Genomic DNA, 15,965 nt, shown 5'->3' on the forward strand with positions numbered 1-15,965 from the left:
GCATGCAATGAGTCTGGAAACCTGGCTGCTGTTCAGCGGCGCTGCGCTGGTGGTGATCCTGATCCCGGGGCCGCTGTCGTTGCTGATGATCAGCAACAGCCTGAACTACGGCCTGCGCCGCTCCTACCCGGCGTTTCTCGGCGGAGTGATCGCCTCGATCTGCCTGCTGAGCGCGTCGGCCCTGGGCCTGGGCGCATTGCTGCTCGCTTCGGAACAACTCTTCAGCGCGTTGAAGATTGTCGGTGCGCTGTACCTGTTCTACCTCGCCTGGCAGAGCTGGCAGCAATCGCGCCTGCCGTCCCAGGGCGCGAAGGTTCCGGAAGCGGCCCCGGTGCCGCGTTTTCGCGCGCTGTTCGGTCGCGCCTTTGTACTGGGGGCCAGCAATCCCAAGGACATCCTGTTTTTCGCCGCCTTCCTGCCGCAATTCCTCAGTAGCCAGCAACCCTTCCTGCCGCAATTGCTGATCATGATCGCCACCTGGACCCTGCTCGACCTGCTGTGCAAGCTGGCCTATGGCCTGGGCGCCCATGGGGCTGCGCGGTACCTGCGCAGCGGTTCGGGCCAGAGCTGGTTCAACCGTGTCAGTGCCGCCCTGTTCGGCTGTGCCGGCGTCGTCTCGCTGATCAAAGTCAGAGCGGGTTCACTTTGACAAAGTAAACCGTGGGCGGCACGTTTCCCAGGCTGGGCCATTGAACGCCGGTGACGATCCGGACCAGGCGTTGTTCATCCAGAGCCCCCTGGACCGTCGCGGCCAGCACGGAATCCTTATGGGATTGGATTGCCGTGTTGAGCCACTTATCCGAGAGTTTCGTTTTCAACTGAATGGCCCCTCGCTCAAGCCATTGGTACGTCATGTAGTACAGATGGTTCGAACGGGGATGAGTCGCTATCAATTCATTAGGGCGTATCGTTCCGCGCCGCACCTGCCATTCGTGAAGACTGAAGCCCTGCCCTTCCAGCACGGCCTTGACTGCCGCCTGCTGCGCGGTACTGCGCTGCGGCGCGAGTTGCTTGCTCTCGGTTCTGAGCCTCGGCTCCAACGTTACATCCGGCCTGAAATCGACACGGGTAAAGCCGGGCGCCTTGCCTTCGTAACCGATAAGTAAATTGGCGCCCCTCCTTTCAGTGGGCCGCAACAACTTCAGTAAATCATCCGTCTGACCAAGCCTCACGGGGTTTGGGGTCAACCAGTCGTCCAGCGTTGCACGCAGGTTAAGCAAATGACTGGCCGTTACCGAGCGAGAAGCGTCTGCCAACTCAATGACCCTTGCGAGCGCAAACTCCCGGCTCTTGCTGGTCATGGTCGGAAAAGCCCTGCCGATCAATGGCTCGAGCGGCCCATCGAAGAGCGGCGCATGCAACTGCCATTGACCCGATGAAGTGCGCGAGACCGGAATCGGCTGCTCTCCAAGCGCTGTACCTGTCCAACGCTCGATGTCTACGTGAGCCTTTGAAACCAGCGGTTCGTTCCTGGCGATAAACGCGATGTTGTCCAACGGCGCATGCTCGCCTTGGTGCAGCAACCGGTAATAGCCGATCCCCGAGTGCGTTGGCGTGTCATACCTCGGCCCCACGTAGATGGCATCGTAGGGAAACCCTGGAGCTTCCTGATGAAGATGAAACACACCGTAAGCCGAGCTACCCAACGATTGATTCTCGGGCACCTGGATTCGCCAGTCGGACCAATAATTGGCGGGCGCGGATGACTGGCGAATGCGATTTTCCGTCGCATTGCGCGCAATGGGGGGGTGCCAGTCCGCCGGCTGGGCGAGCGCTCGCAACGGGCTCAGTACCCCCGAACTCGGTCCAGCCACGGGTGCATCTGCCCCAAGCAGCCATTCACCGGGGGAATAAATCGTCAGAATCAGCTCATCCGCCCCCGGTGTCGTCTTGTTCTTCAGGCGAAAGAACCCCTCATCGCCACGGCGGTATACCGGGAAGTGATGCGTACCTTCGACAATGAAATGCTCGCCGCGCGCAACGTAAATGCCCTGCTCGCCCAGCCCGCTCAACGCGACGGCGTCCGCTGGCACACCCTGGCCCCTGAAGCCCTCCACGGGCTTGAGCCGGGTGACCATCGATGGCGACTTGGGCAGGCGGGAAACCCGGCCGGGCTGGATGGCCGCCGAGCGGTGGATACGATTCAAGCCGACATCGAGCGAACGCCGCCATGGACGAACCACAGCGCCCGGCTTCGGTTTGGGGCCGGGAACGAAGGTCAGCAAAAGCTCTATGCTCAAGAACAGCGTGCCGAAAACCACATCTACCGCGTCGCGCCCCTCACCACTGTGGTGATAACGCCGCGAGGTCAGTAGCAACTCATACAACTGGTTAACCAACCCGAACAGGGGGGAAAAAACAGATACCAATGCGCGCCGGCGGGTATCCTTTTCCTCTTCCAGCCGCAGCTCTCGGTACTTTTCCAGGGTCTTGCCGGAATTGCTGTTGGCCTGGGCCTGATGGTGCAGGTCCAGTACCCGTGCGTGATACAACAAGGCCCTGGCATCGCAGTGTGAGGTAGGCACCAGGGCCAGCCAGTTCAGGGAATCGCTGGCAATCTGCTCATGGATCTGTTTTTCGATCTCCTCGACAAGCGCAGTGGGCAACCGGTGTTTAATGGTGAATGAGCGCACGAACTCGGCGCCGCGCCAGACCCCGTGCGACATCGCATATTCAGGGTTTAGAAAGGCCAGGCCGAACGATACCGGCGCCCCGCCCAGTGGGCCGGGATGATGAGTAATGGCTTCAAACGCCCAGCCGGGCGCGACATGACGGGCCAGTGCCGCGACATTATCAGGCCGCGCGCCCATGCTGTTCAGGTACTCCCTGGCGTGCTGCAGGCTGACATGCTCCGTGAGGTTGACGGTATCCGGCGCAGTCGGCCAGTAGACCACGCAGAGCAGGGAAGACAGGTCGTGGATCACCAGGATTCCGCCGATGTAGCGATCGTGCTGCAGGGTGTGGCCCACCAGATGAACCACGTAGAGTTGCAATTGATGGCCGTTTTTACGCAGGTGTTCGGGAGTTTCCGCTGCCATCGCGGTATTGAAAAGGCTCTGCGCATTCGCTGTCAGCCCCTGTTGAATCGCCGAATACAGATGAACATCGGTGCCGGTCAGCAAAGCGCGCTGGAGCAATTGCGGGACACGCGCGTCACCGTCACTGGACTCACCAGCAGGCGGCGGATAAAACACCTTGTTGATCAGCGCCTCGTAGCGGCCTCCTACATCCAGCGACGACACCATGTTGACCAGATAATGTGTGCCCAGCAGCTGTTTCCAGGCCGCCTGCAGATAGCGCCCGTAGCGGAAACGCCACCAGGTGGGCATCATTTGTGGGTCCAGGTTATGCAGCACCAATTGCAGCAGGCTGAAGGATCTGCGCTGCGTGCTGGGGGTCAGGATCTCGTTGCGGTCCCCCACCGGACAGGCGCTATCCCATCCGCAGAACCGTCCATCGACCTGGTCCGGCAGCTCGATAAAGGGGGTGTCGATGTCCAGTTTCGGATACAGGCCATCCTCGCGCAGGCGGGCGACCAAGGCACTGCGGGCAAAGGTTTGCAGATCAGGCAAACGCCGCCTAAGGCCCTCTTCAAAAGCCCACGTATTGCCCAGGTAGCGGCTCTGCAAATGTTTGAAGCGGTTACGTTGGGCCACTGCCGCCTTGGCCAGCCACAGCGGCAACTTTTTTCTCGCACCTGCGGCTTTACGTACCAGGTCGAAATGCGCCCGTGCTTGAATCAGCGCAGCGTTGACGGGTGCGCTGAGGCCCTCCTCCAACTCGACCGCCAACAACAGGCGGCTCAGTTGGGCATCCTGGGTTTCACTGAAAATACTCGCGAGGTCATTGATACCGCGTTGCAGGCTGACATACCCCTTGACCAGCCTTTTGAGCGCAAGCAGTACGGGGTTGCCCTCGATGGGGTCGTACCCCACCACCAAGGTTTGACGGCCGACATGCTCACGCACCGCGTTGCGATCCGGCCGATCGACATAGCGCCATAACATCGACCCATCCCGACTGCCGAGACTGGCCTTGATGCTGCGGGATAACGCCCCCAAGCGGCTAAAGGTGGCCACGCCGCCCTCCCGTCCGAAAGCGCAGAGCACCACAGGAGCCCGCTGCCCGTGATCACGGACCGCCGCTGCCCGGGTGACCGCAAACACGCTGTGCAGCGGGTACGTGGCGTCAGTCCCATTGCCCAACCGCACGCCAAGCACGCGGCAGTCACTGCCCTGGCGCCTGCTGGCCAGCGGCTTGTCCAGCACCTCGACGAGCAGATTCAGAGCGTCGATGCCAATCAACCCGAGTCGGTGCTGTAACTGGATCGCGCAACGCAGCGTGTCAGTCCACGCGCGGATAACCGTGCCCAGGCGTCTCTGTTTTCCGTCGGGACGCGCTTTCCAGAAGGCCGCCTGGAACAGTTGCAACTGCGCATTCTTCAACAGCGCGCGCAGTGAGTCCGCCGGCCCCTTGCACTGCGCCTCAAGCGCCACGAAGTCTCGAAAGGCCTGCGGGTCGTCCAAAGGATCCTGCGGGTCGAGCAGCGACATCAGGCCTTGTTCATAACGCTTGAGCTGTTGCAGTACGGTGTTCACCGCCAACGTGGGTGCGGTACTGGCGAAAGTGATTTCCTCACGCCGCCGATGCACATCCCAGCCCTGCAACTCACGGCGAATATTTCCCAGGCGAGCCTTGCCCACCCAGTGTTGCCTGCCGCGTTCTATGTAGGTGAGGAAAGGGGCTGCGCTGATCGTCGGTGGCAGGTGCCCGCTGGAAAACACCTGCGCGAGGTTAACAGACACCGCACAGGCCAACTCATTTTCCCATTGCCCCTCCAGCACTGCCTGCGCGCTGAACGTCAACGCATCGCCGCGCAACGCCAAGCCGCGAGCAGCCGCGAGGACAGCGGCGGGCCCGCACACCTCGTGCCGACGCCGCAGTGGCAGGCACTGCCAGAGATCGTCGAACAGCGCGCCATTGATCAGCGCCAACAGGCCACACTGCATGCGAGCAAAGGATGGGTACTCGTAGAACGTGCGATTTGCGCCCGGGAGATACATCACATGGGGCGCCTCCGTCGGGTCGCCCTCACGATAAATATGCAGCGCTCCGGGAATCGGCATCAGCCGTGGCCCCATGCCGGGCCACATCAGCTCACACGCCTGGACGCTGGCCAACGGCCCGCCCGCGCGCTGGCGGGCCTCGACCGTCGGCGCGTCCACCACCGCCTGGACCATTAGCGCCCCGGCGTTCGACAGCTCGTTCAAGTGCCGCGCCACAAAGGCCTGGTCGGCGAACAGCTGCTTGTGCAGTTCAACCCAGCGCTCTTTGCGGGTCAGCCAGGAACCCGGCTCCAATGCCTGCCAATACGCGCCCTGCACGTGGGTAAGCCGAGCCAGCAGATTCAGCCCAATGACACGCCGCAACGCCTCCAGGGGGGAAAACGGCAAACGGCGGGACGGGTCGGCCTTGAGGCTGACGACCGTAAACTGATTGAGGTTGATCGGCACCGACGGCAAGACCAGCAGCCGTAACGCCCGGTCGGTCAAACTGTCGATCTTTTGTGCCGCGGCCGGCGGCTTGGGTTCGGTAAACAGCAGGGTATCGGGGTCCAGATCAAAGGCCTGGCGCAACTCGGCGCGGATTACTCGCAGCACCCTGGGGGCTCTAAGGATCAGTCGCGCCTGGCATTTCGCCGATTCGGCACAACGCAGGTCGACGCCGACGAGCCGATTGATCAAGAGGCTGGGATGAGGACTGGCGTTGATCCGCCGTGTCAGTTCGGTACGCATGGCCTGCAACGCATCGTTGTCAGGTACATCGGAATCGTCAGGTGAGGTCACGGCGGTATCTTCATCGTGGAAAACACCTAGCCTATGCAGCCCATTCCCTCAGGAGGCGCTAGATAATTGAACGCTCTGACATGCAAAAAAAAGCCCGCAGTGTGGGCGGGCGAAAAACCAACGAAGAGCTTTGGGGGTGTGAAGCGAGGTGACGACTCAGCTACCGCGATAGGTGGAGTAGCTGTAAGGCGAAATCAGCAGGGGCACGTGGTAGTGATCCTGCTCGGCGCTGATGCCAAAGCGCAGCACCACGACGTCGAGGAAGGCCGGCTCCGGCAATTGCACGCCACGGGCGCGATAGTAGTCACCGGCGCTGAATTGCAATTGGTACACGCCACTGCGGTACGCTTCGCCTTGCAACAGCGGCGCGTCACAGCGCCCGTCGCTGTTGGTCACGGCGGTACTCACAAGCTCCAACTGCGCGCCTTCGACGCGGTACAGCTCAACCTGGATGGCGCTGCCGGGGCAGCCGTGGGCGGCGTCCAGCACGTGTGTGGTCAGTCGTCCCATGGGGCGGGGCTCCCTTGCATGAAGTGAAATAGGCTGCACCTATACGGGGCATGAAAAAGCCGTTGACGCATCGATTAAGACACTTTTAACAAAAATTGTACACAATAAAAATCACAAAGTTTTGCACACCCTGCGGCGGCTCGATCCTCTACGCGATTTCCCAGCAAGCCTTGCTTTTTAAAGACCTTTTGTCCGTTTGCTGACCAACTGGGCAAGTTTCTTGCAGTACTAAATTGAGCCAAGCACCTGGAAAAAATGCGGAAATGCAGACTTACAAAGTGAGCATTAAGTTGTATACAATCAGCCCATCGCTGTGACGCCACCCAGTCTTTCCGCTGGCCGCCACACACTTGCTACCACGAACAAGAAGGAAGACTGCAGTGAGCGCTGACTACCCACGCGACCTGATCGGTTACGGCAGTAACCCTCCTCACCCCCACTGGCCGGGCAACGCACGCATTGCGCTGTCTTTCGTACTCAACTACGAAGAAGGCGGCGAACGCAACATTTTGCATGGCGACAAAGAGTCCGAAGCCTTCCTCTCGGAAATGGTCTCGGCCCAGCCGCTGCAAGGCGAGCGCAACATGAGCATGGAGTCGCTGTACGAATACGGCAGCCGTGCCGGCGTGTGGCGCATCCTCAAGTTGTTCAAGGAATTCGACATTCCGCTGACCATCTTCGCCGTGGCCATGGCGGCCCAGCGCCATCCGGATGTGATCCGCGCCATGGTTGAAGCCGGCCACGAGATCTGCAGCCACGGCTACCGTTGGATCGACTACCAATACATGGACGAGGCCCAGGAGCGCGAGCATATGCTCGAAGCCATCCGCATCCTCACCGAACTGACCGGCGAACGCCCGTTGGGCTGGTACACCGGGCGCACCGGCCCCAACACGCGGCGGCTGGTAATGGAGGAAGGCGGCTTCCTCTACGACTGCGATACCTACGACGACGACCTGCCCTACTGGGAACCCAACACGCCCAACGGCAAGCCGCACCTGGTGATCCCCTACACCCTGGACACCAACGATATGCGCTTCACCCAGGTGCAGGGCTTCAACAAGGGCGATGACTTTTTCGAGTACCTCAAGGACGCTTTCGACGTGCTGTATGCCGAAGGCAGCGAGGCACCGAAAATGTTGTCCATCGGCCTGCACTGCCGCCTGATCGGCCGCCCGGCGCGCCTGGCCGCGTTGAAGCGCTTTATCGAATACGCCAAAGGCCACGAACAGGTGTGGTTCACCCGCCGCGTCGACATCGCCCGCCACTGGCATGACGTACACCCTTTTCAGGGAGCGGCCAAATGAGCACCTTCCAGACCCTGAAACCCTCGACCTTGAGCCGCGACGCCTTCGTCAACGCCTTCGCCGACATCTACGAACATTCGCCGTGGGTGGCCGAAAAGGCTTATGACCTGGGCCAGGACGCCTCGATCGACCAGATCGAAACCCTGCACCAGCGCATGAGCGACATCTTGTTGAGCGCGGATCACACCAGTCAGTTGGCGTTGATCAACGCTCACCCGGACCTGGCCGGCAAAGCTGCCGTCCAGGGCCAACTCACCCAAGCCAGCACCGATGAGCAAGCTGGCGCGGGGATTCACCACTGCACGGCCGAAGAGTTCTCACGCTTCACCGAGCTGAACGATGCCTACAAGGCCAAGTTCAAGTTTCCCTTCATCATGGCGGTAAAAGGCAGCAACCGGCATCAGATCCTGGCCGCATTCGAAACGCGCATTCACAACTCGGTAGACGCTGAGTTCAACTGCGCACTGGCCGAGATCAACAAGATCGCGTTGTTCCGTTTACTGACCCTCTAAACGACCATCCCCAGCCACTCTATTTAAGGCAGACAAGAAGAATGAAAGCTTACGCCGTACCCTTCGAGAAGTTCGTCAACCTGGCCGACGCCCGCCTGGGCACCAAGATCATCTCCGTGACGGATGACTGGTTCGCCGACGCCAACCGCCTGTTCCAGCCGACCCCGGCCGTGTGGAAGGAGGGCGTTTTCGATGACAACGGCAAGTGGATGGACGGCTGGGAGTCACGCCGCAAGCGCTTCGAAGGCTACGACAGCGCAGTGATCCGACTGGGCGTACCGGGCTCGATCAAGGGCGTGGACATCGACACTTCATTCTTCACCGGCAACTACCCGCCGTCGGCCTCCCTGGAAGCCTGCTTCCTGGCCTCGGGCGAGCCTGACGACAATACCCAGTGGGTAGAAGTCCTGTCGGCCGTCGAGTTGCAAGGCAACAGCCACCACTACCACGAGATCAGCAACGACCAGGCGTTCAGCCACCTGCGTTTCAACATCTACCCGGATGGCGGCGTGGCCCGTCTGCGTGTGTACGGCGTGCCGTTCCGCGACTGGTCGGCAGTGGGCGACAACGAACAGATCGACCTGGCGGCAGCACTGAACGGTGGCCGCGCACTGGCGTGTTCCGACGAGCACTTCGGGCGCATGAGCAACATTCTCAACCCCGGCCGTGGCGTCAACATGGGTGATGGCTGGGAAACCGCCCGTCGTCGCACGCCAGGCAATGACTGGGTGATCGTCGCCCTGGGCCACCCCGGCGAAATCGAGAAAATCATCGTCGACACCCTGCACTTCAAGGGCAACTACCCGGACACCTGCTCGATCCAGGGCGCCTTCGTGAAGGGCGGCACCGACAGCCAGATCGAAACCCAATCGCTGTTCTGGCGCGAACTGCTGCCGGCACAGAAACTCGAGATGCACGCCGAACACACCTTCGCCGAGCAGATCAAGGCACTGGGCCCGATTACCCACATCCGCTTGAACGTGTTCCCGGATGGCGGTGTGAGCCGCCTGCGTGTACTGGGTAAAGTTTCGAAGTAAGCAGTGAATCCCTGTGGCGAGCGGGCTTGCCCCGCTCGCCACAGGAACTGAATGACACAACACAGAATTCGGATAAGAGACAGCCATGCGCACACTGATGATCGAACCCTTGACCAAAGAAGCCTTCGCCCCTTTCGGAGACGTTATCGAAACCGACGGCAGCGATCACTTCATGATCAACAACGGGTCGACCATGCGCTTTCACAAGCTGGCAACGGTAGAAACCGCACAGCCTGAAGACAACGCGATCATCAGCATCTTCCGCGCCGACGCGCTGGATATGCCGCTGACCGTGTGCATGCTGGAGAGACACCCGCTGGGCAGCCAGGCCTTCATTCCGCTGCTCGGCAACCCCTTTCTGATCGTGGTCGCGCCACTTGGCGATGCACCTGTATCAGGCTTGGTCCGCGCCTTCGTCACCAACGGCAGGCAGGGCATTAATTACCATCGCGGCGTCTGGCACCACCCGGTGCTGACGATCGAAAAGCGGGATGACTTCCTGGTGGTTGATCGCAGTGGCACAGGCAATAACTGCGATGAGCATTTTTTCAAAGAGGATGAGCGGTTGATCCTCGCCCCCCACCAATAAGAGAAGGCCGGATCACCCGACAACAAGGGTGACAGGCGAGAGGTAAAGACTGTGGAAGCACATCTGTTGGAATGGCTGAACCTCAGCGTGCGCTGGGTTCACATGATCACTGGCGTCGCCTGGATCGGCGCTTCGTTCTACTTCGTCTGGCTGGAAAACAACCTCAACCGTGTCAACCCCAAGGACGGCCTGTCCGGTGACTTGTGGGCGATCCACGGTGGCGGTATCTACCACCTGGAAAAATACAAACTGGCCCCGCCGACCATGCCGGACAACCTGCACTGGTTCAAATGGGAGGCCTATTTCACCTGGATGTCGGGCGTCGCGCTGCTGTGCGTGGTGTTCTACCTCAACCCGACGCTGTACCTGCTCGCCCCCGGCAGCAGCCTCAGTGGCAGCGAAGGCGTATTGCTGGGCATCGGCTCACTGTTCGCCGGCTGGTTCATCTACTCCTTCCTCTGCGACTCGGCCCTGGGCAAACGCCCTGCCCTGCTCGGCTTGATCCTGTTCGTGCTGTTGATTGCCGCCGCGTACGGTTTCAGCAAAGTGTTCAGCGGTCGTGGTGCGTACCTGCACGTGGGTGCGGTGATCGGCACCATCATGGTCGGTAACGTGTTCCGCATCATCATGCCGGCGCAGCGCGCATTGGTGGCGGCGATCGCCGAGAACCGCACACCCGATCCGGCCCTGCCGGCCAAGGGTCTGCTGCGTTCACGGCACAACAATTACTTCACCCTGCCGGTGCTGTTCATCATGATCAGCAACCACTTCCCGAGCACCTACGGCAGCCAATACAACTGGCTGATCCTGGCGGGTATCGCGGTGGCGGCGGTGTTGGTGCGGCACTACTTCAACACTCGGCATAACAGCCAGAAGTATGCGTGGACCTTGCCGGTGGGTGCGTTGGCCATGATTTGCCTGGCGTATGTGACCGGGCCCAAGCCGGCCGAACCGATTGCCAAGGCACCTGCGGCCATCGAGTACCAACCGTTGCCGGAAACCGCATTGGGCGGCGGCTTGAAACCTGCCGCGCCTGCGGCGACCGAACCTGCTGCCGCACCTGCGCCCGCCCAGGCGACGATTGATTTCGACAAGGTCCACGGGGTGATCCAGGAACGCTGCGCCGTGTGCCATTCGGCCAAGCCCACCAGCCCGCTGTTCAGCACCGCGCCGGCCGGGGTGATGTTCGACACTCCGGCGCAGATCCAGCAACAGGCGGCGCGTATCCAGGCGCAGGCGGTGGCCAGCCAGATCATGCCGTTGGGCAACATCACCCAGATGACCCAGCAGGAGCGGGATTTGATTGGCACCTGGATCAACCAGGGGGCGCGTACCAACTAACAGATTCACATAGTTCCAATGTGGGAGGGGGCTTGCCCCCGATAGCGGTGTGTCATTTAAAACATCAGTGACTGAACCACCGCAATCGGGAGCAAGCCCCCTCCCACAGGGGACTGCAGTGATTTAGAGATTGCGTTCCACACAACACAACAATAAAAAGATCCGAGGTGTTGCATGACCGAGTTAGTCGACCCGCAGATTCCTGCCGCGCCCGCCATGGTGCGGCTGCCCCTCTTGCAACTGATTCTGGTAGGCCTGCAACACGTCTTGCTGATGTACGGCGGCGCCGTCGCCGTCCCCCTGATCATTGGCCAGGCCGCCGGTCTGAGCCGTGAAGAAATCGCCTTTCTGATCAACGCCGACCTGCTGGTAGCCGGCATCGCCACCCTGGCGCAGTCGTTCGGCATCGGCCCGGTGGGCATCCGCATGCCGGTGATGATGGGCGCCAGTTTCGCCGCCGTCGGCAGCATGGTCGCCATGGCCGGTATGCCCGGTATCGGCTTGCAGGGCATCTTCGGCGCCACCATCGCCGCCGGGTTCTTCGGCATGCTGATCGCGCCGTTCATGTCCAGGATCGTGCGCTTTTTTCCGCCGCTGGTGACCGGCACCGTGATCACCGCCATCGGCCTGTCGCTGTTCCCTGTGGCCGTGAACTGGGCCGGTGGCGGCAGCGCAGCCGCCACCTTCGGCTCACCGATTTACCTGGCGATTGCCGCCCTGGTACTGGCCACCATTCTGCTGATCAACCGCTTCATGCGCGGCTTCTGGGTGAATATCTCGGTGCTGATCGGCATGGGCCTGGGTTACGCCTTGTGCGGGGCCATCGGCATGGTCGACCTCAGCGGCCTGGCCCACGCGCCGTGGGTGCAAGTGGTGACGCCGCTGCACTTCGGCATGCCGAAGTTCGAGTTGGCGCCGATCCTGTCGATGTGCCTGGTGGTGGTGATCATCTTTGTCGAATCCACCGGGATGTTCCTGGCGCTGGGCAAGATCACCGGCCAGGACGTCACGCCGAAAATGCTGCGCCGTGGCTTGCTGTGTGATGCCGGTGCGTCGTTCTTCGCCGGGTTCTTCAACACCTTCACTCACTCCTCCTTCGCGCAGAACATCGGCCTGGTGCAAATGACCGGCGTGCGCTGCCGCTCGGTGACGATCATGGCCGGTGCCTTCCTGATCGTGCTCAGCCTGCTGCCCAAGGCCGCGTACCTGGTGGCGTCGATTCCACCTGCGGTGCTCGGCGGTGCGGCGATTGCCATGTTCGGCATGGTGGCGGCCACCGGTATCAAGATTCTCCAGGAGGCAGACATCGCCGACCGTCGCAACCAGTTGCTGGTGGCGGTGAGCATCGGCATGGGCCTGATCCCGGTGGTGCGCCCGGAGTTCTTCGCACAGTTGCCACTGTGGATGAGCCCGATTACCCACAGCGGGATTGCCATGGCCACCCTCAGCGCGCTATCGCTGAATATCCTGTTCAATATTCTCGGCGGCGCTGAGCGCCCCGTAGTCGACCCCGCCCACACCTGAGGCATGCCCCATTGTCGCCCTGTGCGCGCTGTAACGGCGCACTTGAGCCCTGACGTGGGAGCCAGTATTCTCCGCGCCCGCTTGAATTGACGGTTGTTTGCCGCCTTGGCGCGGGTCTTGCTGTAGCAATAAAGCTGACCATTCAGACCACTTTTATAACCACCCAAAGGCGCCACACCAGAGCGCCTGTGCAGAAGAAAAACCATAAAACTTTAACTCGGGAGCAACCGAATGAAACCTATGTTCAAAGGCCTGATGCTGGCGGGATCCCTGCTGGCCGGCGGCCAGGCCGTGGCCGGTGACTTGTTGCAGTGGCAGAACAACAGCCTGACGTATCTGTGGGGCAAGAGCTTTACCGTCAACCCACAGATCCAGCAAACCGTCACGTTCGAACATGCCGATGCCTGGAAGTACGGCGACAACTTCGTCTTCGTCGACCGCATCTTTTACAACGGCAAGGAAGACGGCAACGTCGGCCCAAGCACATATTACGGTGAGATCAGCCCGCGACTGTCGTTCGGTAAGATTTTCGACCAGGACCTGTCCTTCGGCCCGATCAAGGATGTGTTGCTGGCCTTCACGTATGAGTTCGGCGAAGGCGACAACGAGTCGTACCTGCTCGGCCCTGGCTTTGACCTGAACGTCCCTGGCTTCGACTACTTCCAGTTGAACTTCTACCAGCGCCAGACCGAAGGCAATCGCCCGGGTGACGGTGTGTGGCAGATCACCCCGGTATGGGCGTACACCCTCCCCGTGGGCAACTCCGACATCCTGATCGACGGCTTTATGGATTGGGTGGTGGACAACGACAAGAACGCCCGTGGCACTTACCACGCCAACCTGCACTTCAACCCACAGGTCAAATACGACTTGGGCAAGGCGCTGCATTGGGGCGACAAGCAGTTGTATGTAGGTTTTGAATACGACTACTGGAAGAACAAGTACGGGATCGAGGATTCGGGCGCGTTCAAGACGAACCAGGACACGGCGAGCTTCCTGGTCAAGTACCACTTCTAAAAGCCAATGCAAGACAAACGTGGGAGGGGGCTTGCTCCCGATAGCGAAGTGTCAGTCACTATATTTGTTGACTGACACACTGCTATCGGGAGCAAGCCCCTCCCACATTCAGATAGGCGGCAGGCGCAGAAACCGCATGATCTCTTCGCGCTTGGCCAGCGCATCTTTCCTGCCCAACTCAATCAACTCGCTGCAATACCCCGCCTCGAACAGCAAGTAACTCAGCACCCCCGCCCCGCTCGTCTTGGTCGCCCCCGGCCCACGCAAGAACAACCGCAACGCCGCCGGCAATTCCTGCCGATGTCTTGCCGCGATTTCATCGATCGGCTGGCTTGGCGCAATCACCAGCACTTCCACCGGTGCCAGGCCACGGGCCGCGCTGTCGGCGGGCTGGTGATGACTGAACTGGTTCAGACGCTCCAGCAGTTCGATATCGCTTTCCAGGCTGTCGATGAACGTGCTGTTGAGCATATGCCCACCGATTTGTGCCAGGGTCGGCTCCTGGCCGGTGTAGGTACGTTGCACCGCCGGCTCATTGCCCCGTGGGTTGCCGCTGACGCCCACCACCAGCACACGGGTCGCCCCCAGGTGCAGCGCCGGACTGATGGGGGCGGATTGGCGCACCGCGCCGTCGCCGAAATATTCCTGGTCGAGTTTCACCGGGGCAAACAGCAAGGGGATCGCCGAACTGGCCAGCAGGTGATCAACCGTCAGTTGCGTCGGCACGCCGATACGTCGATGGCGCAGCCAGGCATCGATGGTGCCGCCACCCTGATAGAAGGTAACCGCCTGCCCGGACTCATAGCCGAAGGCCGTCACCGCCACGGCGTGCAAATGCTTGTGGCGGATAGCCTCGTCGATGCCATCCAGGTTCAACCGCTCGTGCAGCAGGTCGCGCAACGGTGAGCTGTTGAGCAACGCCACCGGTACCTGGGCGCCGATGCCCAGCAGGCTGTGGATGAGGAAGCGACTCGCCTGGCGGATCACCCCAGGCCAGTCACTGCGCAGCACCAGGTGGCTGCGAAAGCCCTGCCAGAAGGCCGTAAGGCGCCCGATAGCGGCGGTGAAGTCCATGGCGCCGCTGGCCAGGGTCACCGCATTGATCGCGCCGGCCGAGGTGCCGACGATCACCGGAAAGGGATTGGCTGCTCCCGGCGGCAACAGCTCGGCAATCGCCGCCAACACCCCCACCTGATACGCCGCTCGCGCCCCGCCGCCGGAGAGAATCAAGCCTGTAACCGGTTCAGCTGGGCGCATTGCGTCACTCCGTATGGGAAAAAGTCGCTATCAGCGACGGCGTTTTTCGTACAGCTTGGGCTCGCCCGGTGGACGGCTCTTGAAGCGGCGGTGGGTCCACAGGTATTGCTCGGGGCACTCGCGCACCGAGGCTTCGACCCATTGGTTGATGCGCAGGCAGTCCACCTCATCACTTTCCCCCGGGAAGTCGGTCAACGGTGGGTGGATCACCAGGCGGTAACCGCTGCCGTCCGCCAGGCGCTCCTGGGTGAACGGCACCACCAGCGCCTTGCCCAGTTTGGCGAACTTGCTGGTAGCAGGCACGGTAGCGGCCTGGATGCCGAACAGCGGCACAAAGATACTTTGCTTGGCGCCGTAGTCCTGGTCCGGTGCATACCAGATGGCGCGGCCGGCGCGCAGCAGCTTGAGCATGCCACGCACGTCTTCGCGCTCGACCGCCAGGGAATCGAAGTTATGCCGCTCACGGCCACGGCGCTGGATATAGTCGAACAGCGGGTTACCGTGCTCGCGGTACATGCCATCGATGGTGTGCTTCTGCCCCAGCAAGGCAGCGCCGATTTCCAGGGTGGTGAAGTGCAGGGCCATGAGGATCACGCCCTTGCCGTCCAGTTGGGCCTGCTTGAGGTGTTCGAGGCCTTCGACGTGGGCCAGGCGCGCCAGGCGCTGGCGCGACCACCACCAGCTCATGGCCATTTCAAAGAAGGCGATGCCGGTGGAGGCAAAGTTCTCCTTGAGCAGGCGCTTGCGCTCTTTGGCGGATTTTTCCGGGAAACACAGTTCCAGGTTTCGCGCGGCGATGCGGCGGCGTTCGCCGGCCACACGGTACATGCCCGCACCCAGCAGGCGACCAATGGTCAGCAGCACGCGGTACGGCAGTTGGGTAACCAGCCACAGCAGGCCGAGTCCCAGCCATAACAGCCAAAAACGCGGGTGAAAAAATGCAGCTCGAAAACGCGGGCGATCCATTACAGATTCCGGGAAAGACAGGGCCGCGCATTCTACAACGGTTCGACTCGGCTTGCGGC

The 15,965-nt window shown here is 61.2% G+C and carries 12 protein-coding genes; 8 read left to right on the forward strand and 4 right to left on the reverse strand.

The genetic code is table 11. The features are described from left to right. Window positions 1-7 precede the first annotated feature (7 nt). Complete coding sequence (locus tag HDC32_RS08260) at window positions 8-649, forward strand: LysE family translocator (RefSeq protein WP_131700364.1); 642 nt, start codon at window positions 8-10, stop codon at window positions 647-649. Here the strand turns inward: HDC32_RS08260 and HDC32_RS08265 are convergent. Continuing rightward, the gene (locus HDC32_RS08265) at window positions 630-5,846 is read right to left on the reverse strand and encodes a dermonecrotic toxin domain-containing protein (protein ID WP_184743492.1); all 5,217 of its coding nucleotides are present in this window, start codon (window positions 5,844-5,846) and stop codon (window positions 630-632) included. The two genes, HDC32_RS08260 and HDC32_RS08265, sit on opposite strands and share 20 nt — an antisense overlap. 156 nt (window positions 5,847-6,002) lie before the next feature. Continuing rightward, the gene (gene uraH / locus HDC32_RS08270; protein ID WP_131700362.1) at window positions 6,003-6,356 is read right to left on the reverse strand and encodes a hydroxyisourate hydrolase; all 354 of its coding nucleotides are present in this window, start codon (window positions 6,354-6,356) and stop codon (window positions 6,003-6,005) included. Window positions 6,357-6,736: 380 nt separating this feature from the next. Here uraH and puuE point away from each other — a divergent pair, with 380 nt between their 5' ends. The 7 genes from puuE (at window position 6,737) to HDC32_RS08305 (ending at window position 13,683) form a co-directional block, all read left to right on the forward strand. Continuing rightward, window positions 6,737-7,663, forward strand: coding sequence for an allantoinase PuuE (gene puuE, locus HDC32_RS08275; protein WP_131700361.1), 927 nt, complete (start codon window positions 6,737-6,739; stop codon window positions 7,661-7,663). Further along, complete coding sequence (gene uraD, locus HDC32_RS08280; RefSeq protein WP_131700360.1) at window positions 7,660-8,175, forward strand: 2-oxo-4-hydroxy-4-carboxy-5-ureidoimidazoline decarboxylase; 516 nt, start codon at window positions 7,660-7,662, stop codon at window positions 8,173-8,175. Before puuE ends, uraD begins: the two co-directional genes overlap by 4 nt. Window positions 8,176-8,216: 41 nt before the next feature. Continuing rightward, window positions 8,217-9,212 (forward strand): allantoicase, encoded by a 996-nt coding sequence (gene alc / locus HDC32_RS08285; RefSeq protein WP_092486418.1) that lies wholly within the window; start codon window positions 8,217-8,219, stop codon window positions 9,210-9,212. An 85-nt stretch (window positions 9,213-9,297) separates the two neighbouring features. Then, entirely contained in the window at window positions 9,298-9,801 is a 504-nt protein-coding gene (locus HDC32_RS08290) for an ureidoglycolate lyase (protein ID WP_027603915.1), read from the forward strand. A 51-nt stretch (window positions 9,802-9,852) separates the two neighbouring features. Further along, entirely contained in the window at window positions 9,853-11,142 is a 1,290-nt protein-coding gene (locus tag HDC32_RS08295; RefSeq protein WP_053129242.1) for a urate hydroxylase PuuD, read from the forward strand. 174 nt (window positions 11,143-11,316) lie between these two features. Further along, a complete protein-coding gene (locus tag HDC32_RS08300; protein ID WP_131700358.1) occupies window positions 11,317-12,666 on the forward strand; it encodes a nucleobase:cation symporter-2 family protein in 1,350 nt (449 codons plus the stop codon). A gap of 231 nt (window positions 12,667-12,897) precedes the next feature. After that, the gene (locus tag HDC32_RS08305) at window positions 12,898-13,683 is read left to right on the forward strand and encodes an outer membrane protein OmpK (RefSeq protein ID WP_090407057.1); all 786 of its coding nucleotides are present in this window, start codon (window positions 12,898-12,900) and stop codon (window positions 13,681-13,683) included. A 108-nt stretch (window positions 13,684-13,791) separates the two neighbouring features. Here HDC32_RS08305 and HDC32_RS08310 read toward each other — a convergent pair whose 3' ends face one another. Further along, window positions 13,792-14,940, reverse strand: coding sequence for a patatin-like phospholipase family protein (locus tag HDC32_RS08310; RefSeq protein WP_184743495.1), 1,149 nt, complete (start codon window positions 14,938-14,940; stop codon window positions 13,792-13,794). A 30-nt stretch (window positions 14,941-14,970) separates the two neighbouring features. Beyond that, a complete protein-coding gene (locus HDC32_RS08315) occupies window positions 14,971-15,906 on the reverse strand; it encodes a lipid A biosynthesis lauroyl acyltransferase (RefSeq protein ID WP_131700356.1) in 936 nt (311 codons plus the stop codon). Window positions 15,907-15,965: the final 59 nt, after the last annotated feature.

The sequence above is a fragment of the Pseudomonas sp. JAI120 genome (assembly GCF_014207255.1).
Lineage (GTDB): Bacteria > Pseudomonadota > Gammaproteobacteria > Pseudomonadales > Pseudomonadaceae > Aquipseudomonas.

Coding starts and splice junctions, on each gene's coding strand:
- HDC32_RS08310 (WP_184743495.1), bottom strand. CDS start 14,940: ATGCGCCCAGCTGAACCGGTTACAGGCTTGATTCTCTCCGGCGGCGGG.
- HDC32_RS08305 (WP_090407057.1), top strand. CDS start 12,898: ATGAAACCTATGTTCAAAGGCCTGATGCTGGCGGGATCCCTGCTGGCC.
- HDC32_RS08315 (WP_131700356.1), bottom strand. CDS start 15,906: ATGGATCGCCCGCGTTTTCGAGCTGCATTTTTTCACCCGCGTTTTTGG.
- alc (WP_092486418.1), top strand. CDS start 8,217: ATGAAAGCTTACGCCGTACCCTTCGAGAAGTTCGTCAACCTGGCCGAC.
- uraH (WP_131700362.1), bottom strand. CDS start 6,356: ATGGGACGACTGACCACACACGTGCTGGACGCCGCCCACGGCTGCCCC.
- HDC32_RS08290 (WP_027603915.1), top strand. CDS start 9,298: ATGCGCACACTGATGATCGAACCCTTGACCAAAGAAGCCTTCGCCCCT.
- HDC32_RS08260 (WP_131700364.1), top strand. CDS start 8: ATGAGTCTGGAAACCTGGCTGCTGTTCAGCGGCGCTGCGCTGGTGGTG.
- uraD (WP_131700360.1), top strand. CDS start 7,660: ATGAGCACCTTCCAGACCCTGAAACCCTCGACCTTGAGCCGCGACGCC.
- HDC32_RS08300 (WP_131700358.1), top strand. CDS start 11,317: ATGACCGAGTTAGTCGACCCGCAGATTCCTGCCGCGCCCGCCATGGTG.